At 71.5% G+C, this 16217-nt stretch carries 15 protein-coding genes; 12 read left to right on the top strand and 3 right to left on the bottom strand.

The window, feature by feature from the left end; all coding sequences use genetic code 11:
• Positions 1-119: 119 nt before the first annotated feature.
• The 3 genes from FLW16_RS19650 to FLW16_RS19640 all read left to right on the top strand — a co-directional run bounded on the left by FLW16_RS19650 (position 120) and on the right by FLW16_RS19640 (position 4862).
• Positions 120-377 (top strand): WhiB family transcriptional regulator, encoded by a 258-nt coding sequence (locus tag FLW16_RS19650; RefSeq protein ID WP_079313297.1) that lies wholly within the window; start codon positions 120-122, stop codon positions 375-377.
• A 166-nt stretch (positions 378-543) separates the two neighbouring features.
• Positions 544-3411, top strand: coding sequence for a glycosyltransferase family 2 protein (locus FLW16_RS19645; RefSeq protein WP_142561566.1), 2868 nt, complete (start codon positions 544-546; stop codon positions 3409-3411).
• Positions 3408-4862, top strand: coding sequence for a DUF5719 family protein (locus tag FLW16_RS19640; protein WP_142561565.1), 1455 nt, complete (start codon positions 3408-3410; stop codon positions 4860-4862). Before FLW16_RS19645 ends, FLW16_RS19640 begins: the two co-directional genes overlap by 4 nt.
• A gap of 14 nt (positions 4863-4876) precedes the next feature.
• Here the strand turns inward: FLW16_RS19640 and FLW16_RS19635 are convergent, their stop codons facing one another.
• Positions 4877-5344, bottom strand: a complete 468-nt coding sequence (locus tag FLW16_RS19635; RefSeq protein WP_142561564.1) for a metallopeptidase family protein — start codon at positions 5342-5344, stop codon at positions 4877-4879.
• A gap of 166 nt (positions 5345-5510) precedes the next feature.
• Between FLW16_RS19635 and FLW16_RS19630 the strand changes: the two genes are divergently transcribed.
• The 7 genes from FLW16_RS19630 to FLW16_RS19600 all read left to right on the top strand — a co-directional run bounded on the left by FLW16_RS19630 (position 5511) and on the right by FLW16_RS19600 (position 11736).
• Positions 5511-5876, top strand: a complete 366-nt coding sequence (locus FLW16_RS19630; protein WP_142561563.1) for a DUF3499 domain-containing protein — start codon at positions 5511-5513, stop codon at positions 5874-5876.
• A gap of 96 nt (positions 5877-5972) precedes the next feature.
• Positions 5973-7328, top strand: a complete 1356-nt coding sequence (locus tag FLW16_RS19625; protein WP_142561562.1) for a phosphomannomutase/phosphoglucomutase — start codon at positions 5973-5975, stop codon at positions 7326-7328.
• Positions 7329-7332: 4 nt separating this feature from the next.
• Positions 7333-7506, top strand: a complete 174-nt coding sequence (locus tag FLW16_RS19620; protein WP_076432865.1) for a Trm112 family protein — start codon at positions 7333-7335, stop codon at positions 7504-7506.
• Positions 7503-8657, top strand: coding sequence for an SIS domain-containing protein (locus tag FLW16_RS19615; protein WP_142561561.1), 1155 nt, complete (start codon positions 7503-7505; stop codon positions 8655-8657). The genes FLW16_RS19620 and FLW16_RS19615 overlap by 4 nt, the downstream gene beginning before the upstream one ends.
• Positions 8658-8691: 34 nt before the next feature.
• The gene (locus FLW16_RS19610; protein ID WP_142561560.1) at positions 8692-9633 is read left to right on the top strand and encodes a cation diffusion facilitator family transporter; all 942 of its coding nucleotides are present in this window, start codon (positions 8692-8694) and stop codon (positions 9631-9633) included.
• 145 nt (positions 9634-9778) lie between these two features.
• Positions 9779-10357, top strand: coding sequence for a DUF6230 family protein (locus tag FLW16_RS19605; protein ID WP_260615396.1), 579 nt, complete (start codon positions 9779-9781; stop codon positions 10355-10357).
• 11 nt (positions 10358-10368) lie between these two features.
• Positions 10369-11736, top strand: coding sequence for a DUF6114 domain-containing protein (locus tag FLW16_RS19600; RefSeq protein ID WP_142561558.1), 1368 nt, complete (start codon positions 10369-10371; stop codon positions 11734-11736).
• Position 11737: 1 nt separating this feature from the next.
• On the opposite strand, the gene FLW16_RS19595 is transcribed toward FLW16_RS19600, so the two are convergent.
• Positions 11738-12070 carry a MerR family transcriptional regulator gene (locus tag FLW16_RS19595; protein WP_079313289.1) on the bottom strand — a complete coding sequence of 111 codons (333 nt, stop codon included), beginning with the start codon at positions 12068-12070 and terminating at the stop codon, positions 11738-11740.
• Positions 12071-12238: 168 nt separating this feature from the next.
• Here FLW16_RS19595 and ahcY point away from each other — a divergent pair, with 168 nt between their 5' ends.
• Both ahcY and FLW16_RS19585 read left to right on the top strand, forming a co-directional pair.
• Positions 12239-13666, top strand: coding sequence for an adenosylhomocysteinase (gene ahcY, locus FLW16_RS19590; RefSeq protein WP_142561557.1), 1428 nt, complete (start codon positions 12239-12241; stop codon positions 13664-13666).
• A gap of 61 nt (positions 13667-13727) precedes the next feature.
• Positions 13728-14984 (top strand): adenosylhomocysteinase, encoded by a 1257-nt coding sequence (locus FLW16_RS19585; protein ID WP_142561556.1) that lies wholly within the window; start codon positions 13728-13730, stop codon positions 14982-14984.
• A 5-nt stretch (positions 14985-14989) separates the two neighbouring features.
• Here the strand turns inward: FLW16_RS19585 and FLW16_RS19580 are convergent.
• On the bottom strand, positions 14990-16217 hold a 1228-nt coding region (locus FLW16_RS19580; protein ID WP_221891169.1), incomplete at its 5' end, for a DUF222 domain-containing protein.

Below are 16217 nucleotides of genomic sequence, written 5' to 3'. Positions count from 1 at the left end.
CACACACGCCACGCGCGTGTAATTACAGACATGTTGTTACGCCTTCCCGAGGGTGGGTATAGGGCAGGCGTTTTTATGGGGGGCTCCATGTGGGCGGGCGAGCGACAGGGAGGTGTGCAATGACCGATCTGGTCATGGCACAGGCGCTCGATGGTGAAGATCTTGGGTGGCAGGAGCGCGCTTTGTGTGCGCAGACCGATCCTGAGGCGTTCTTTCCTGAAAAGGGCGGTTCCACCAGGGAAGCAAAGAAGGTGTGCCGTTCGTGTGAGGTGCGCGCCGAGTGCCTTGAATACGCGCTTCAGCATGATGAGCGTTTCGGCATCTGGGGCGGCCTGTCCGAGCGGGAAAGGCGCAAGATCAAGCGCCAGGCTGTCTAGGTCGTGTCCCTGACACCGATGTGAGTGGGGCCGTGCGTTCGGCGCGCGGCCCCGCACTCATGTCTGGGTTGCTGCTGTCATCCTGTTTCGCCTGGATGTGATCGGGTGAGTCCGGGTTGCCGTATCGTGGTCGGCGCTCAGCCGTACGACCCCCCTAGGACTCGACGTGCACTCGGTGACCGCGATCGTCGTCGCCCACGACGGCGCCCGCTGGCTCAAGGAGACGCTGGCGGCGGTGTTGCGCCAGACCCGGCCTCTCGACCGTGTCGTCGGCGTCGACAACGGCAGCCGTGACGGCAGCGGGGCGCTGCTGACCGAGGCGTTCGGCTCGGGTAACGTGCTGACCCTGCCCCGGTCCACCGGGTTCGGCGAGGCCGTCCACGAGGTGCTGCGGCGGCTGCCGCCCGCGCCCGGCCAGGAATGGGTCTGGCTGCTCCACGACGACTGCGTGCCCGACACGCACGCGCTGCAGGCCCTGCTGTGGGCCGCCGATCAGGATCCCAAGGCCGCCATCCTCGGCCCCAAGCTGCGCGACTGGCTCGACCGGCGGGTGCTGCTCGAGATGGGCGTGACCGTCAGCAGGTCGGGACGGCGCGACACCGGCCTGGAGCCGAGGGAGTACGACCAGGGCCAGCACGACGGGATCGCCGACGTCCTGTCGGTCTCCACGGCCGGCATGCTCATCCGCAGGGACGTCTGGGACGAGTTGTCCGGCCTCGACACCGCGCTGCCGCTGTTCCGCGACGACCTCGACCTGTGCTGGCGGGCCCGTACGGCCGGGCACCGCGTGCTCAACGTGAGCGACGCGGTGGCCTGGCACGCCGAGGCGTCGGCGCGGCGGCGCCGCAGGATCGCCACCAGCGAGGAGCACCCGCGCAGGCTCGACCGGCGCAACGGCCTGTTCGTCCTGATGGCGAACGTGCCGTTCGGCGCGCTCGTGCGGTCGGTGCTGCGCAACGTCTTCGCGTCCGTGCTGCGGGCCGTGCTGTTCCTGCTGGCCAAGCAGCCGGCCAACGCCCTCGACGAACTGGCCGCGCTCGGCTCGGTCATCGGTCATCCGCTGCGCCTGCGGCGGGCCCGCAAGGCCAGGAAGCAGGGCAGGAAGCAGGGCTGGCCCGCGATCCGGCGCAAGCTCAGCCCGCCGGGCGCCGCGCTGCGGCGGCTGGCCGACATGGTGCAGGGCTTCCTCGCCGGAGCCGGCCCGGTGGACTCGGCGGGCCGCCACCACGCGGCCGCGGACCGCGCCCAGGAGGACGACGGCGACGAACTGCTGACCGACTCGGGCGGCGTGCAGCGCGTGTTCAGCAGCCCGGGCGTGGTGCTCTGCCTGATCCTGGCGGTGATCACGCTGGCTGCCGAAAGGACGCTGCTGTCCGGGCTCCTGTCCTCCGACGGGCACCTGGGCGGCGGGGCTCTGGTGCCGGTCACCGGGGGCGCGTCCGACCTGTGGCGGCTCTACATCGAAGACCACCACGCCGCCGGGCTCGGCTCGCAGACCTGGGCCCCGCCGTACGTCGCCGTGCTGGCCGGGCTGTCGGCGATCGCGCTGGGCAAGACGTGGCTGGCCGTGGCCGTGGTGCTGCTCGGCTGCGTGCCGTTGGCCGGGATCTCGGCGTACGCGGCGACCAAGCGGATGATCTCGTACACGCCCGCGCGGTTCTGGCTGGCCGCCACCTACGCCCTGCTGCCGGTCACGACGGGGGTGGTGGCGGGTGGGCGGCTCGGCACCGCGATCGTGATCGTGCTGCTGCCCGTCTACGCGGCGCTAGCCACGCGGGTGATCGCCGGGTCGCGGCGGGCGGCCTGGGGCTTCGGCCTGCTCCTGACCGTGGGCACGGCCTTCGTCCCGCTCGTGTACGTGCTGGTGGCGATCCTCGGCGGGCTCGCCGCGGTGTCGTTCGGCGGCATTCGCAAGGGCGTCAGGCGGTCGCTCGTGATCGGCCTCGGCACCCCGGTCGTCCTGCTGTTCCCGTGGCTGGTGGAGATCGTCAGGGAGCCGGGCCGCATCCTGCTCGAGTCCGGCCTTCACGATGGGCGCCTCACGACCCCCCGCCTCGGCGCCGACTCCCTGCTCATGCTGAGCCCCGGCGGGCCGGGGGTGCCGCCCGTGTGGGCGACGGCGGGCCTGATCGCGGTCGCGCTGGCCGCGCTGCTGCTGCGGCGCCACCAGATGGTCGTCGCCATCGGCTGGGGCGTCATGCTCTTCGGGCTCCTGGTGGCGATCGTGGTCAGCCGGGTCGACGACGGGGCGTGGCCGGGGGTGCCGCTGGCGTTCGCGGCGACGGGACTGCTGGTGGCCGCGGGGCACCAGGCGCATCGGATCGCCGAGTTCCGCGCCGCCGGCGGGCTGCGCCGCCTGGGCGCGATGCTGATCGTCGTGGTCGCCTTCGCGACCCCGCTCGCCGCCGCCGCGCTGTGGGTGACCAGAGGCGCGGACGACCCGCTGCGAGGCGACCTGAGCGACCCCGTGCCGGTGCTCGCCGAGCTCCAGTCGGCGCCCGGCGAGGGCACGCTCCTGCTCCGTCCCAGGGACGGCAGGGTCGGCTACACGCTGTTGCGCGGCCGGGGCCCGCTGATCGGCGAGTCCGACCTCGAACCGCCCAGGGAGGCGACGGACCGCTTCACGACCGCGGTCGCCGGGCTCGCCTCGGGCCGGGGCAGCACGTACGTCCAGACGCTCGCGTCGTCCGGCGTCCGCTTCGTGACGGTGCCGGGCACCGTCGACCCCGCCCTGCAACGGGCGCTCGACTCGCAGCCCGCCCTGGTCAGGGTGAGCCTCTCGGAGACGGGCGGCCTGTGGCGCGTGGCCGGTCAGGTGACGGTGCCCCCGCCGCCGGCGACCGCGGGCGCGCTGCATCGGGGCTGGCTGTGGGCCCAGGGCGCGCTGCTCGTGCTCGTGCTGATCCTGGCCTCGCCCGGGGCCCGTACGAAGGAGCCGGACGTCGACTACGCCGACGCGCCCGTCGAGGAGGGGCCGCGGGGCCGCCGCCGGGCGAAGGAAGACAAGGGCAGGAAAGATCGGGTGCCCGCGTGAGGAGACTGATCGAGAACCGCTTCGGCCTGCTCGCCCTGGTGCTGGTCGCGCTGGGTGCGTTGTACGGCGTGGCCTTCGTCAGCAGGCCCGCACCGGCCGCGCAGGCGCGTCCGCAGGCCTTCAGGGCGCCGGTGGAGTCGGTGACCGCCGTGTGCCCCGCTCCGTCCGGCAGCCGGGTGAGCGTGGTGACCCCGGCGGACCCCGAGCGTGCCCAGACCCCCGGGAGCGCCACCCTGTCGGCGATCAGGACGCCGGAGGAGAAGGCCGGCGGCAAGGACGACATGATCGACCGGCCGGGCCTGCTCTGGCAGCGCGAGATCGCCGCCGGGGGCGGCCCGCTCGTGGTCGACGCCACCGGTTCGATGGCCGCCGGGCTGGAGAGCGCCCAGACGGCCAGGGAGACGTCGGGCACCCAGCGGGGGCTCGCCGGGGTGCGGTGCGTCGAGCCGGGCGCGGAGAGCTGGTTCGTCGGGCCGGGTCCGGCCGCGGCGGAGATGACCCTCTACCTCGCCAACCCCGACGCCGCCCCGGCCAACGTCTCGTTCATGGTCTACTCCGGGGAAGGCCCGGTGCTGAGCGATCGCGGCAACGGCGTCGTCGTCAAGCCCGGCCAGCACCGCGTGATCAGGCTGCGCGACCTCGCGCCCTCCCCGCTGATCATGGCCCTGCAGGTGAGCACGCGCAGCGGCCGGGTGGCCGCCGCGGTGAAGGCCGTTCTGGGTGAGGGCAGGGGCGTCGACTGGCTGCCCGTCGCCGCCGCCCCCGCCACCCGGGTCGTCGTCCCCGGCATCCCCGGCACCGCCGGGCAGCGGGAGCTGTACGTCGCCACGCCGGGGGAGCGGGACACGGTCGTGCGGATCAGAGCAGTGCTGGAGGACGGCTCCTACGCGCTGAAGAACAAGGAGACGATCGAGGTGCCGGCCGGATCGGCGGCCTCGCTCGACCTGTCCACCGGGATCGGCGGGCAGCCGGCCGCGCTGGTGCTGGAGTCCGACGTCCCGATCGTGGCGGGCCTCAAGATCACCGGGACGGGGGCCAGGCAGGACGTCGCCTTCACGGCCGGCGCCGCCTCCGTCGACCTCGGCAGCGTCGTCGCGGACGGCCGGGCGGAGGGCAAGCAGACCTCCTGGCTGGTGCTGTCGGCGCCCTTCTCCGCGGCCGCCGTGGAGGTTCGGCTGGTGCCCTCGAAGGGTGAGGCGCCGGCCCCGGTCGAGGTGAAGCTGCCCGCCGCCCGCACCAAGGAGCTCAGGCTCGCGCCGCCGAAGGGAAGCAAGGGCGGCTTCAGCGTGGTCGTACGGCCGATGCCGGGCTCGGGGCCCGTGTACGGCGGGCGCGTCCTCGACGAGGGGGCCAAAGACGGCCAGATGGTCACCGCGCAGCCGCTGGCCATGGCCAGGATCTGGGCGCTGGTGCCGCCGACCGCCGACATGCCGGGCGCCGTGCTGCCCTGAAGTGCCCTGAAGCCTCAGTGGCGGTCGTCGTAGCCGGGGTCGATTGTCTCCGGCGTGAGGCCCAGCAGACTGGCCACCTGCTCGACGACCACGTCGAGGACCAGCGTGCCGAGCTGGTCGCGGTCGCGGGCCCGGGCCTCCAGCGGGCGGCGGTACAGCACGACGGTGGCGGGCTCGTCCCCCGAGGCCGACTCCGCCCGTCCCAGCGGGATCGGGTCGGAGGACAACCGGGCGGGACCGTCCACCAGCTCCGCGGCCGGCGGCACCTCCTCGACCGCGAACTCGACCGACGCGAGCTGGGTGCCCCACCGCGGCTTGAGCCGGTCGACCGCGTCGAGCACCAGGTCGTCGAACCGCTCGCCGCGGGACTTGGCGATGGGGACGTGCGAGGGCGCGAGGGGGCCGCGCATCCCGCGGCCGTGCCGGTCACGCCGGCGCACCCGCCGCCCTCGATCCGGCCTGTCACCGCTCCGATCGCTCACGCAGTCAGCTTAAAGCCCGGCCCACCGATGCGGTGGCTCCCGTGGGTCGTGTCCGCTTTGCCCACGAACGTCATGTCGACTTCAGAGATCGCGGAATTGTGGCGACACGTTCAATAAGAGCGGCGGGGTGGTGGCAATGTGAACGCGGACCGGATACGGTCCCTCCGTGAGCCCCGTCCGCAGCTGTTCCCGTACCGCCTGCAGGCAGCCTGCCGTCTTCACACTCACGTATGTCTACGCCGACTCGACCGCCGTACTCGGCCCCCTGGCGACGTACGTCGAGCCACACTGTTACGACCTGTGCGCGGAGCACGCGGAACGGCTCACCGCACCCAGGGGGTGGGAGGTCGTGCGCCTCCCGTCCGAGTCCGTCACCCCCAGCGGAGACGACCTGGAGGCCCTGGCGAACGCGGTCCGCGAGGCCGCGCGCCCCGCTCCCGCCGCCGGCGAGCCCGTCGGCCAGGCGGTCGAGGTGGGCCGCCGGGGTCACCTGCGGGTGCTCAAGTCCGCCCAGCCCAACAGGGAGCGATGAGCCCTAGGCGAAATGGCGCGTTGGAGGGCTCATTGTGTGGGCAATCAGGCGCTATAGGCTCAGGTGCGAAGACTTAACGACTTTTAGGGGCGTGCAGTGGCCGACCTCAGCAGGATCTTCAAGGCGTACGACGTGCGCGGCGTGGTGCCGGACGAGCTCGACGAGGAGATCGCACAGGCCGTCGGGGCGGCCTTCGTCGAGCTGACCGGCGCGTCCTCGGTGGTGATGGCGCACGACATGCGCACCTCGTCCGGCCCGCTGGCCGCGGCGTTCGCGCGGGGCGCGACCTCTCGCGGCGCCGACGTGATCAACGCCGGGCTCGGCTCGACCGACATGCTCTACTACGCCAGCGGCAGTCTCGACCTGCCGGGTGTCATGTTCACCGCGAGCCACAACCCGGCCAAGTACAACGGCATGAAGATGTGCCGGGCGGGCGCCGTGCCGGTGGGCACCGACACCGGCCTGCTGCAGATCCGCGACCGCGCGGCCGAACTGCTCGACGAGGGCCTGGGCGGCACGCCGGGCCAGGGCACGGTGACCGAGCGGAACCTGCTGGAAGGCTACGCCGCCCACTTGAAGACGCTGGTCGACCTGTCGGGCATCCGGCCGCTGAAGGTGGTCGTGGACGCCGGCAACGGCATGGGCGGCTACACCGTCCCGGAGGTCTTCAAGGGCCTGCCGATCGAGCTGACCCCGCTCTACTTCGAGCTCGACGGCAGCTTCCCCAACCACGAGGCCAACCCGATCGAGCCGGAGAACCTGCGCGACCTGCAGAAGGCGGTCGTCTCGCAGGGCGCGGACATCGGCATCGCCTTCGACGGCGACGCCGACCGATGCTGGGTCATCGACGAGCGGGGCGAGTCGGTCCCGCCGTCCACGATCACGGCACTGGTCGCGGTGCGGGAACTGGCCAAGAACCCCGGCGCCACGATCATCCACAACCTGATCACCTCCAAGGGCGTGCCGGAGATCGTCGGCGAGCACGGCGGCAAGCCCGTCCGCACCCGCGTCGGCCACTCGTTCATCAAGGCGGAGATGGCCCGCACCGGCGCCGTCTTCGGCGGTGAGCACTCGGCCCACTACTACTTCCGCGACTTCTGGTTCGCCGACTCGGGCATGCTGGCCGCCCTGCACGTGCTCGCCGCGCTGGGCGAGCAGGACCGGCCGCTGTCGGAGGTGCTGTCCCAGTACTCGCGCTACGCCGCGTCCGGGGAGATCAACAGCAGGGTCGAGGACCAGGCCGCCGCCCTGGCCCGGGTACGCGAGACCTTCGCGGGCCGGGAGGGTGTTACCTTCGACGAGCTGGACGGACTCACCGTCAGCGGTCCGGACTGGTGGTTCAACCTGCGTCCGTCCAACACCGAGCCGCTGCTCCGGCTCAATGCGGAGGCCGCCGACGAGGAGAAGGTCGCCGCAGTTCGAGACGAAGTGCTCGCCGTTGTAAGGAGCTGACGAGTTGAAGATCGACGACTGGCTGCTGGACATCCTCGCCTGCCCGGCGTGCAAGTCCCCGCTCCGCGCCGTGCCCGACGCGGACGAGCTGGCGTGCACCTCGGAGTCGTGCGGGCTGGTCTATCCGGTGCGTGACGACATCCCGGTGCTCCTCGTCGACGAGGCACGTAAGGCATGAGCGGTGCCGGAGGGGCCCGGTTCGAGCCCGACCGGCTCGATGACCAGGCATATCTGGTGGAGGGCGACCCCTCCGGCATGCTCCGCTCCGTCGCGTCGGCGGCCGCCCAGGTGCGGGCGGCCTACCGATCGGCGGTGGAGAACGGCGTGGCCCGGGTCGGCCGGGACGGCCGCCCCCGCGCGATCGTCGTGGCCGGTATGGGCGCCTCCGCCCTCGTGGGCGACGTGCTCGAGGCGCTGTGCCGGTATGGCTCCCCGGTCCCGGTGGTGACGGTGCGCGGCCACCGGCTGCCCGGCTGGGTCGGCGCCGCCGACCTCGTCATCGCGGTCTCCCGCTCCGGCAGGACCGAGGAGACCGTCGCCGTGACCGCCGAGGCCGTACGGCGCGGGTGCGCGCTCGTGGGCGCGGGCGCGCCCGACACGCCGCTGTCCGCCCTGGTCGAGCGGGCGGGCGGGCCGTACGTGCCGGTGGGCGGGGCGACCGGGGTGGCCGGGCAGCCGAGGGCCACGCTGTGGTCGCTCATGGTGCCGCCGATCCTGGCGGCGGCCGCGCTCGGGCTGGTCCCGGCCGGGGAGAGCGAGTTCGAGTCGGTGGCCAAGCGGCTGGAGGACCTGGCCCATCGGTGCCGCCCGTCGAGCGAGTCGTTCATCAACCCCGGCAAGACGCTGGCGATGGACCTGGCCGGGACGCTTCCGGTCATCTGGGGCACCTCGCCGCTGGCCGCGGTGGCGGCCCACCGCCTGGCCGCCCGGCTGAGCGAGGACGCGGGCTACCCGGCGATCTGGGGGGAGCTGCCCGAGGCCGCCCACAACCAGATCGTGACGTTGGACGGTCCCCTCGCCGGGCGGGACATCTTCGCCGATCCGTTCGCCGACGAGCCGGGTGAGGGCACGCGCCTGCGCCTGTTCCTGCTGCGCGACGTGGAGGAGCACCCGCAGGTGACCAGGTCCCGCACGGCCGCCGTACGGATGGCCGAGGACCGGGGGGTTCCGGTGTCAGAGATCCCGGCCGAGGGCGTGCATCCGCTGGACCGGTTCGCCGCTCTGGTCGGCCTGTGCGACTACGCGAGTGTCTACCTCGCTCTCGGGTACGGGACGGACCCGGCATCGGCCGCGGCGGCGACGGAACTCCAGGCCAGGATTTCCCAATAGGATCGCCTCGGCCGATTGAATTGAGGAGTTCATCGTGAGTGCGGGTGGCGGTACCAAGGCGATCCTCGCGGCGCTCGGCGCCAATCTGGCGATCGCTGTGGCGAAGTTCGTGGCGTTCCTGTTCACCGGGTCGTCCTCGATGCTCGCCGAGTCGGTCCACTCCGTGGCCGACTCCGGCAACCAGGCGTTGCTGATGCTCGGCGGCAAGCGCGCCGCCAAGGGAAGGACCCGCAAGCACCCCTTCGGCTACGGCCGGGAGCGCTACTTCTACGCGTTCGTGGTGGCCGTGGTGCTGTTCACGATCGGCGCTCTGTTCTCCCTGTACGAGGGCTGGCACAAGATCGCCGACCCGCAGCCCGTGGAGTCGCCGGTCTGGGCCTTCGCGGTGCTGGTCTTCGCGATCGTCGCCGAGGGCTTCTCGTTCCGTACGGCCATCAAGGAGTCGAGCGCGATCAAGGGCGACCACTCCTGGGTGGCGTTCATCCGCAGGGCGAAGGCCCCCGAACTTCCGGTCGTGCTGCTGGAGGACTTCGGCGCGCTGATCGGCCTGGTCTTCGCGTTGTTCGGCGTGACGATGGCCGTGGTCACCGACAACGGCGCGTGGGACGGCGTGGGCAGCCTCGCCATCGGCCTGCTGCTCGCCGTGATCGCGATCATCCTGGCGGCCGAGACCAAGTCGCTGCTGATCGGCGAGAGCGCGACGCCCGAGGTGGAGGAAAAGATCTGCGCAGCCCTGGAGTCCGCCCCCGAGGTCAGCCGGGTCATCCACCTGCGCACCCTGCACCTCGGCCCGGAGGAGCTGCTGGTCGCCGCGAAGATCGCGGTGGAGCACGACGACACCGCCAGCGAGGTGGCGCGGGGCATCGATGAGGCCGAACGGCGCATCCGCGAGGCGGTGCCGATGGCCCGGGTGATCTACCTGGAGCCGGACCTCTACCGGGCGGACGCGGCCTCGGAGCAGCGCGCCGGCGCATAACCCTCGTTACGGGCAGCCGCATTTACTCGCGCACCGTAATTGAAATGTGATGCACAGTCACTTCAATGCTGGCGGTACCGGTCGGTAACTTTACCTTTACATTACGGCTGGTTTACCCCGGAGGTGACTCATGATTCAGGGACGCGTGCGGTGGAAACGATTCGCCCTCGTCTTCGTGCCCGCGCTCGCGGTCGCCTCCGTGCTGGTCGGCGCGACCGCCGAGGGGGCGATCGGCGCGTCGTTCGTGGTCTCGGGTGACACGTTCAAGGTCTCCGCGGACACGCTGCAGGGCCAGGGCTTCGTGCAGTACGGCAGCACGGTCGAGAACAAGAAGGGCCAGAAGATCCCGGTCGCCGTCTCCGGCATCCGGAAGGCCACCCTGACCAACATGTGTCAGACGGTGCTGGTGAAGTCGCCCGTCGGCGCCGTGACCATCCGGATCACCGCCGGCACCGGCAAGGACCCGGTGACCGCCGAGAACATGATCGTCGACGCCACCCAGATCGAGGGCAACGCGGTCTTCACGAAGCTGGAGGCGGGCCGCGACGCGAGCTCTCTCGACCAGGTGCCTGACGGCCAGGGCGCGGCGGGCATGTTCGGCCAGCAGGCCGCCGGTGTCACCATCAAGGACTTCCGGCAGGTCTCCTGGGCGGTCAACGCGGCCACGTTCAAGCTGCCCGGGCTGAAGCTGGCCGTGGAGCCGGGCGAGCACGAGTGCTTCTGATGGAGCGGCCGGTGAAATGGCGGCGGTCACGGCCGTTCTGGGGCGGCCTGCTGGTGCTCGCGGCCGGCCTGGAGTTGCTGAGCATCCCGTTCGCGACCCAGGCCCTGCCGCTCGTCATCCAGTCGGGCACGGTCGGCGCCACCTACCTGATCGCGCTGGTGCTGATCATCCTGGGCCTGATGCTCTGGCTCCAGCCCGGCCAGCGGGCCTTCCTCGGCGTGGTCGCCGTACTGGTCTCGATCGCGTCGTTCGTCTACGCCAACCTGGGCGGCTTCCTGATCGGCATGCTGCTCGGCCTGGTCGGAGGCGCGCTCGCGGTGGCCTGGGCGCCCGCGGAGACCACCGAGGCCGGTGCGGTGCCGATCGAGCCCGCCGCGCCGCCCGCGCCGGCGGAGGGGGGAATCACCTTCACCGAGCGGCGGGTGGTCAGCGGCGACGAGCGCCTGGAGGCCACCCGGCCGCAGCAGTCGGCCGAGCCCGTGGACGAAAGCCCGCGCGTCCTGGTCGCCCGCGTCCGCCGCGAGGCCGATCCTGCGCCCGATCCCGCCTCCGATCCCGCTTCCTCCGACCCCGACGACCCCGGTGAGGATGCCGGTGAGGATCCCGGCGACGGGGGCGTACGTCCGGACGGCGGCGGGCGCGGAGACACGGGCCCGGGTCCCGCGGCCAAGGCGCTGGCCATCGCCGTGCTGCCCGTCATCCTGGCGGCCGGGACGGGCATGGCACGAGAGGACCCGGGAACGGGCGGGCAGGGCGGCTCCCTCCTGCCCGGTGCCATCCCGAGCGCCGTTCCCAGCGGCCTGTCCGACGTCCTCGACGGCGTCCTGCCCAGCGCGGTCCCCACGGCCGTGCCCACGAGTCTGAAGGACGCCGTGGGGTCGCTCACCGGGAGGAAAAGCCCCTCGCCGTCTCCTGGGGACGACGGCGAGGACGAGCCGGGGGTCTCCTCCACGACGGGAGCGGTCCGGGTCGCGACGGAGACGGCCGCCGTCCGCGCGCCCTCGCTGACCATGACCGGCATGAAGTTCACCGGCGTGGTCGAGATGCCCACCGCGACAGGCAGGGTCAAGATGCTCCGCTTCACCATGGACAAGGCCGTGCTGGAGCAGCCCCAGCAGACGATGGGCCCGACGACGCTGACCGGCAGCACGTTCACCTTCGAGGGCAACGTGGTGATCTGCACGACGAAGATGACCGCCAAGCTCCTCGGCGTGCCTCAGGAGTTCACGGCCGATCACCCGAACCTGCTGGTCAGGGCGCTCAAACTGGTGCCGTCCCTGAACGTCCCGCTGACGATGACCGACATCGTCAGCGAGCAGCCGTACGTCACGGCCGACTCCCTCCGGGCGGACGATCTGCACCTCGTGGTCGGCGCCTGACTCACCGGTGCCGTAGCAGCCGCAGGGCCTTCTCCTTCTCGAAGTCCAGCGCCCGGCGCGGCGCCTGGATACGCCCGATGCGCACGCCGAGATCGCGTACGGCCTGGGCCACCGCGGGCTCGGACAGCGCCCGGAGCGCGAAGGCCAGTTCGGCCGGAGAGACGTCGAACCGCCGCTCCAGCTCCATTGCCTGGCGCACCGCCTCCAGTTCGTCGGGCCCGAAGCGCCGGTGGGCGCCCTTGTCCCGTACGGGCGGCAGCAGGCCGAGAGCCTCCCGGTAGCGCAACATCCGGGGGGACATGCCGAGCCGCCTGGCCGCCTCGGTGATGCGCATCGTGCCTCCGGTCCCCGTTCCTGGGGTCCACGCTAGACAGTCCAGCGGCCCTCCGGCACCCGTCAGCGAGGGAATCTCACATTCTTGTGTCAGGTTCGCGGGGCTGCGTATGCGTTCCTGCGTCCGCGACGCCTAAACTCGCACCGACGGACAACGGAGGAGACACTCATGGACTTCAAGGTCGCCGACCTTACGCTTGCGGAATTCGGCCGCAAAGAGATCCGCCTCGCGGAGCACGAGATGCCGGGCCTCATGGCGACCCGCAAGGAGTACGCCGCGGCCCAGCCGCTGCGCGGCGCGAAGATCATGGGCTCGCTGCACATGACGATCCAGACCGCCGTGCTGATCGAGACGCTGGTCGCGCTCGGTGCCGACGTCCGCTGGGTGAGCTGCAACATCTTCTCCACGCAGGACCACGCCGCCGCCGCGGTCGTCGTCGGCCCGGACGGCACGGTGGACAACCCCTCCGGTGTCCCGGTCTTCGCCTGGAAGGGCGAGACGCTGGAGGAGTACTGGTGGTGCACCGAGCAGGCCCTCCGCTGGCCCGACGGCTCCGGCCCCAACATGATCCTGGACGACGGCGGCGACGCGACGCTGCTCGTGCACAAGGGTGTGGAGTTCGAGAAGGCCGGCGCCGTGCCGGTCGCCGGTGAGGACGACCCCGAGGAGTGGGCGGTCATCCTCGACACGCTGCGCCGTACGGTCTCCGAGGACAAGTGGTGGACCCGCGTGGCCGAGGACATCAAGGGCGTCACCGAGGAGACCACGACCGGCGTGCACCGCCTCTACGAGATGCACAAGTCCGGCACGCTCCTCTTCCCGGCGATCAACGTCAACGACTCGGTGACCAAGTCGAAGTTCGACAACAAGTACGGCTGCCGCCACTCGGTGATCGACGGCCTCAACCGCGCCACCGACGTGCTGATCGGCGGCAAGGTCGCCGTGGTCTGCGGCTACGGCGACGTGGGCAAGGGCTGCGCCGACGCGCTGCGCGGTCAGGGCGCCCGGGTCATCGTCACCGAGATCGACCCGATCTGCGCGCTCCAGGCCGCCATGGACGGCTTCCAGGTCACCACCCTGGAGGAGGTCGTCGGCATCGCGGACATCTTCGTCACCTGCACCGGCAACTACGGCATCATCAGCGCCGAGCACATGTCGCAGATGAAGCACCAGGCGATCGTGTCCAACATCGGCCACTTCGACAACGAGATCGACATGGCCGGCCTGGGCCGCATCCCGGGCATCAAGAAGATCAACATCAAGCCGCAGGTCGACGAGTGGGTGTTCCCCGACGGGCACTCGATCATCGTGCTCGCCGAGGGCCGCCTGATGAACCTCGGCTGCGCCACCGGCCACCCGTCGTTCGTCATGTCGAACTCGTTCACCAACCAGGTCATCGCCCAGATCGAGCTGTTCACGAAGACCGACGAGTACCCGGTCGGCGTGTACGTGCTGCCCAAGCACCTCGACGAGAAGGTCGCCCGCCTCCACCTCGACGCGCTCGGCGTGAAGCTGACCACGCTGAGCAAGAAGCAGGCGGAGTACATCGGCGTCGACGTCGAGGGCCCGTACAAGCCGGACCACTACCGCTACTGACGGCGATTCGCACGACGGGGGCGTGGGCCCGGCCCGCGCCCCTCGTCAGGAGGCAGACGGCGTGATTCAGCCGGACATCGCGGCGGACATCGCCGAGGCCGGAGAGCGGCGCATCGAGTGGGCGGCCCGGTCGATGCCGGTCCTCCAGGCGATCGGCGCCGGTTTCGGCGCCGACCGGCCGCTCGACGGCCTGCGCATCGCCGCCTGCATGCACGTGACCGCCGAGACGGCGGTGCTCCTCGGGGCGCTGCGGGAGGGCGGCGCCCAGATCGCCCTGGCCGCGTCCAACCCCCTGTCCACGCAGGACGACGTCGCCGAGGCGCTGAGAACGTACGGCATCGCCGTGCACGCCCGCGCCGGGGTGGACAAGGCGACCTACTACCGGCACATCCACCAGGCGCTCGACATCGCGCCGAACGTCGTGCTCGACGACGGATGCGACCTCGTCAACACCCTGCACACCGAGCGGGTCGAACTCCTCGACGGCGTCATCGGCGGCTGCGAGGAGACCACGACCGGGATCATCCGGCTACGTCAGATGGCCTCGGAGAACGCGCTGCGCTTCCCGATGGTCGCGGTGAACGACACCCGGACCAAGCGGATGTTCGACAACCGTTACGGCACCGGCCAGTCGACGCTCGACGGCATCATGCGGGCCACCAACGTCCTGCTGGCGGGCCGCACCGTGGTCGTGGCGGGCTTCGGCTTCTGCGGCCGGGGCGTCGCGGAGCGCGCCAAGGGCCTCGGCGCGCGGGTCATCGTCACCGAGATCGACCCGGTCAAGGCCCTCGACGCCGCCCTCCAGGGCTACGACGTACGGCCGATGAGCCAGGCAGCGAAGACCGGCGACGTGTTCGTGACCGTCACCGGCAACCGCGACGTCATCCGCGCCGAGCACCTGGCCCTGATGAAGGACGGCGCGATCCTCGCGAACGCGGGCCACTTCGACGTCGAGATCGACGTACGGGCGCTGGAGGAGATGGCGCGCGAGGTGCGCTTCGGTATCCGGCCCAACACCGACGAGTACGTCCTGGAGGGCGGCCGCAGGCTGCTGCTGCTCGCCGAGGGGCGCCTGGTGAACCTGACCGCCGCCGAGGGGCACCCGGCCGCGGTGATGGACATGTCGTTCTCCGCCCAGGCCCTCGCCGTCGCATGGCTGGTCCGGGAGTCGGTCCGGATGGCTCCCGGCGTGTACGACGTCCCGGCCGACATCGACACCGAGGTGGCCCGCCTGAAACTCGCCGCCGCCGGGATCTCGATCGACGCGCTCACCGACGAGCAGGAGGAGTATCTCCACTCCTGGCGCCTCGGGTCCTGACACCCTCACTTGCGTAGCCGCCGCGCTCTGATGGGGTTGTGGTAGGTGAAGGTCCAGCGGTCGGTGCCGGTTTTGTGGCGGGTGTAGCGGTCGGGGTGGCGGTAGCGGTCGCGGTTGTGGAACTGGCAGGCGGGGCCGAGCAGTTTGAGGTTGGTGAGGCCGCCGGTGCTCCAGTTGTCGGCGTGGTCGATCTGGCACATGGTTGCCGGGAGTGGGCAGCCGTCGATCCAGCAGGTGGCGTAGCGGGCGTAGATGGCTCTGCGTTGGGCGGGGGTGGCCAGGCGGACCTTGCGGCCCATGTCGAGCACCTGCCCGTCGGCGTCCATGACCAGCCGCACCAGACTGCTGGTGCGGGCAAGCCGGTGCACGCTGGAGACCGGCAGCACCTGCCCGGTCGCCAGCAACAACCCCGGCACCGTCCCCAGCACCGCCCCCGGCACCGTTCCCGGTGGCCTCCCCAGCTCCGGTTCCGCCGCGCCCGGCGCCGTTCCTGGCGTCCCGGGCGTCGCTGGCGTCCTCGTCGCACGCGAGCACCGCGTCTCGCCGCCGCACCCGCACACGCCCTGGCCATCCGCCGCGTCCTGCTGAGCCCGGCCCTGCTCATCGCTGCCTTGCTCGCCGCCGCCCGGCTGATGGCGGCGCTGTCCACGGCGCACGTCGTTGTGGCCTTCGGGCGTGCCCTGCGCATGCCGGCAGTCCCCCGCAGGCCGATGCCCGGCGTGGGCGTGATGCGTGGCGGCGTCCTCGGGAGGAGGATCCGGCCGCGCTGTTTGTGAAGGTGAACCGGCATCTGCCCCGGCGTCCCCGCAGTCGGCAGGGTCGGCAGGATGACACAGGCCCTCATCCTGGGCAGGTGCGGTGTCGGTGCCGCCCACACCGCCGGGGTCGCCCATCTCGCCAGGGGCACTGGTGTTGTCGGCGTCGCCGGTGGCGATGTCGCTGGGGTTGGTGTCTTCGACGTCGCTGTCTTCCACGCCGCGGGGGTCGTCGGCGCTTGCGGTGTCGCCGGGGGCTCTGGTGTCCTCGACACCCTCCGCGCCCTCCGCGCCCTCGGCATCCTGAGGGTCCTCGGCGTCGGCGGAGTGGTCGGTGCCGGGGGCAGCGGATTGAGGGTCAGTGGGGTCGGGATCGGTGGGGAGGGATTCGGCGTTGACCAGGACGAGGAGTTCGGTGGCGATCTTCTCCTCCAGCAGCGCGATGAACGCATCCGCGTTACGCACTCGCAGCGGCCGG

Source organism: Microbispora sp. KK1-11 (assembly GCF_006874435.1).
Taxonomy (GTDB): Bacteria; Actinomycetota; Actinomycetes; order Streptosporangiales; family Streptosporangiaceae; genus Microbispora; species Microbispora catharanthi.
Note: the sequence above shows the minus strand (reverse complement) of the source record. Positions and strands in the feature narration are given on the sequence as shown.

Coding starts and splice junctions, on each gene's coding strand:
- FLW16_RS19650 (WP_079313297.1), top strand. CDS start 120: ATGACCGATCTGGTCATGGCACAGGCGCTCGATGGTGAAGATCTTGGG.
- FLW16_RS19615 (WP_142561561.1), top strand. CDS start 7,503: ATGAGCGGTGCCGGAGGGGCCCGGTTCGAGCCCGACCGGCTCGATGAC.
- FLW16_RS19595 (WP_079313289.1), bottom strand. CDS start 12,070: ATGCGCATCACCGAGGCGGCCAGGCGGCTCGGCATGTCCCCCCGGATG.
- ahcY (WP_142561557.1), top strand. CDS start 12,239: ATGGACTTCAAGGTCGCCGACCTTACGCTTGCGGAATTCGGCCGCAAA.